The 3090-nt window shown below is 52.0% G+C and carries 3 protein-coding genes; 1 reads left to right on the top strand and 2 read right to left on the bottom strand.

Annotated features, from left to right (window positions below; translation table 11 throughout):
* Window positions 1-29: 29 nt before the first annotated feature.
* Together ACIREA_RS29515 and ACIREA_RS29510 are read right to left on the bottom strand one after the other, a co-directional pair.
* Window positions 30-671 (bottom strand): choice-of-anchor E domain-containing protein, encoded by a 642-nt coding sequence (locus ACIREA_RS29515; protein ID WP_397385903.1) that lies wholly within the window; start codon window positions 669-671, stop codon window positions 30-32.
* Between the two features lie 839 nt (window positions 672-1510).
* On the bottom strand, window positions 1511-2149 hold the full coding sequence (locus ACIREA_RS29510) for a response regulator transcription factor (RefSeq protein ID WP_397385902.1): 639 nt from the start codon (window positions 2147-2149) through the stop codon (window positions 1511-1513).
* 647 nt (window positions 2150-2796) lie between these two features.
* On the opposite strand from ACIREA_RS29510, the gene ACIREA_RS29505 reads away from it, so the two are divergent.
* The coding region (locus ACIREA_RS29505; protein ID WP_397385901.1) for a response regulator at window positions 2797-3090 on the top strand (294 nt) is incomplete at its 3' end.

Raw genomic sequence — 3090 nt, 5'->3', positions numbered from 1 at the left:
AGATCGGAAGGTAAAAGGTTGATGATGGATCAGGCCACAGAAGCAGCCGTGTTTTTCGCGCGGCGCTTGAAGGCAAACCCCGCCATACCCAGGATCCCGCCAAATCCCAGCAGGAGGGAAGGAGGCTCAGGCACCGGAGCGATCGGGGCCGCAGTGTAAGTATAAGTGACTTCCAGATTGCCCGTGGTGCTGCCCGTGATGCTGGTCAGCCATGAGGTGGTGCTGCCAGAGCCCGATGCCGTCGGCGTGGCGCCGAAGGTGTTGGCCAGATACAGTGGCACTGTTCCGGTTCCTTGAAACGAAGAGAAGTTCGCGTCTGCCGAAGTATAGCTGTCTGATTGGGTGAAGCCGCTGAAGGTGATGTTGTTGACGGTGTAGGACTGGCCGCTCGTCAAAGTCACGGTGCCACCGGCAGGTATCACTGATTTGGATTTTGCCACTTCAGCGATCAAGTCACCAGAGGTGCCGATCGAAGGCACAAAACCGTCCACGGTGTTGGTGAAGCTGATTCGGCTCACGGTGACAGTTCCAGTGTTCATGTTGGTGATCTCAGCCGATGAGATGCTGGAGTTCACCGTCCAGTCCAGCGTGACGCCTGTCAGCGTACCCAGAGCCGTGTTGAACTGGTTGAAATAGAATTGGGTCCCGCCAGTGACGGTGCCAAAATCCACGGTTTGTGAGATGACATCAGCCCTGCAGGTGAGAGCCGTTGAGAACGAGAGTATGAGTAGAGCAGAGATTATTTTCATAACGGCCATACAATCGGCAAGGAGAAGAAAGAAACAAATCACGAATGGTAAGTGTAGCCTTATAGGTCGATTCCTGTGGGGTTGACAGTCTTAGACCCAGTTTGGCACGCTTTCTGGAAGTGTTAAAAATCACCATTTTGCCCATTGAAACACGCCATTGCACGCGCAGCGGTTTCATTTCGAACCATCGTCCGTTTTTGCCTCGGTTGGACGCCACTCAAAAGATGCAATTCCAACCTCGATCTAAGCTCAATTGCAGAAAAAGTAGTGGCGGGGCGGCTTTAAACTTTACGAGAAAAAGCCAAAACTTTAGCCGCTTGTGCAACTGATGATGTTTTTTTGAATCATCGATAAATAAGCTGATTTTGCCCATCTCGCTGGAACACCGCTCTCCGCAGCCCCGCAGCGCGTCACCTTCACATAGCGGGCGGTGTTTCATTAACTCACACAGGCCGCATGAGGATCTTGGACGGAGAGAAAGAAATCGCGGCACAGCCGCTGTGTCCGCCGGTGCCGAATGAAGCACTGCTAATGAAATGGCTGTGAAACACTTCTCCACAGAGTTCCAGCCGCTTCACCGTAAAATCAGCGCTTTCCTGACCTTCGCCCAAAGGGCGGGCCGCAGTACTGCCCTGCCAGGCACGTCATCGAAGTGCGGTCGTGCCAGCCTGCTGCGCAAAATTCAAATGATGCCGAAGCCGGGCCTCGCAACTCCATTAAGAAGATCCTGCTGGACCAACATGCAGTTGCACTCTGCTCTTTCAGATCCAGATCCGCACAGCTTCCAGAATGTTCGACACCCCCAGTTTGCCCAGAGCATTGCGTTTGTGGCTTGAGATCGTTTTCATGCTTAGACCAAGACGGCTGGCCACCTGGCTGGGACGCAATCCTGAAACCAGCAGGTCGAGAACTTCTTCCTCTCTAATTGACAGGGCATACTGCGAGGCCTCATCCTCCTCATGGAAACCGCCGGCCGGAGTGATGGATCTCGCCAGTACAGAGGCCAGCTCACTCGACATGTAAGGCACGCCTTCCAGCGCGGCTTGCAGCGCACGCTTCAATTCTTCCACGGACTCATTGCATCCAAGGCACACGTTGGCGCCCGCCTGCATTGCCGTTCTTGTGGTCACCGGCGCAGGCGGGCCGCAAATAAGCATCAGGTGTTTGCCTCCCGTCAGCGCGATCACGGATTTCAATGCCTCCAGCCCATGCTCCATGTCACGAGGATGGAATTCCATCATCAGCAGGCTCACCAGGCCGAGTTGTGTTGCCTGCCTGACTTCTTCCACATTGGAGGCTTCAGTCGTTTTGCACTCAGGCAAAATCTTCTTCAGCAATAACTTCCAGCTCGAACGCGTGAACTCGCTCGGATGAAAAAGTACACAGTTAGGCATGTTCATGAGGGTAAAGACTCTTCATCTGCCATCATTCCCACGGCTGACTCCATGGGGGCAGATTCAGGTGAAAGTGGCTGGATGGCTCTCGGGTTGGTTGGTCTCATGTTCAGTTGGAATGCTTGAAAGTTTCCTGCCTGCCATGGGTGAAAAAATCGTGACGCAGGGCGGCATGGGATAAGCAAGGGAAGGCAGGAATGTGCGGGGACTGAAGCAGGTTCGCATGGATGCGTTGTTCACGGTTGTCGGCCTGCATCAGACCATTCGAAAAGCAATCACATACTATGACTTCCATGTTTCTTGGTCATTAAAGCCCACTCTTGTAATCGCCTAAACGGAGGCTTAATAAACTGGGAGCCAAAGAATCACGTCAGGCTCCCCTATAAATATTTATGAAGGTGGTGAATTTCTAGCGAGTCGAGCATTTCGACTTTTCGCGAAGGATTCTAAACTCCCATTGAACCATCCCTCATCCAGACGGGGTTTCTGTTTAAACGTTGGCTTAGAATGAGTCTTGGGCTCGGCTAAATAAATAAAACTTAATTTAGCGGCATTATAAGATATTCCATATAAATATACCCACCATAGCAATCAGACTGGTTGCTTTAGTTCCCAAATCACGGTGCTCATCAGCATCAACTCCCTCAAATACAATGACTCCCGCTACTAAAAAAATCATGCTTGTTGATGACCACGCCATGTTTGCAGAGACGCTGGGTCAGTATCTTCGGCTGATGTTTAAAGATTTTGAAATTGTGGTGGTTACAAGTGCGGAAAAAGCACGCGAACAGTCATCAAGGCATAACTTTGATGTCGTTCTGATTGATCTGGAGATGGCCGACTGCTCTGGCCTGACTCTGCTGGCGGATTTTGCCGCCGCCATGCCATCCCCCGCCTGCATCGTGGTCAGCATGCACATTCAGGCCCTCTGGATTGAACGTGCTTTG

It is taken from the genome of Prosthecobacter sp. (genome assembly GCF_044373815.1).
In the GTDB taxonomy this organism is placed as follows: domain Bacteria; phylum Verrucomicrobiota; class Verrucomicrobiia; order Verrucomicrobiales; family Verrucomicrobiaceae; genus Prosthecobacter.
The sequence above is the reverse complement of the archived record's forward strand: the minus strand, read 5'-3'. Positions and strand labels throughout refer to the sequence as shown.

Bases quoted from the DNA above. Each gene is read 5' to 3' on its own strand.
- ACIREA_RS29510 (WP_397385902.1), bottom strand. From the start codon at position 2,149: ATGAACATGCCTAACTGTGTACTTTTTCATCCGAGCGAGTTCACGCGT.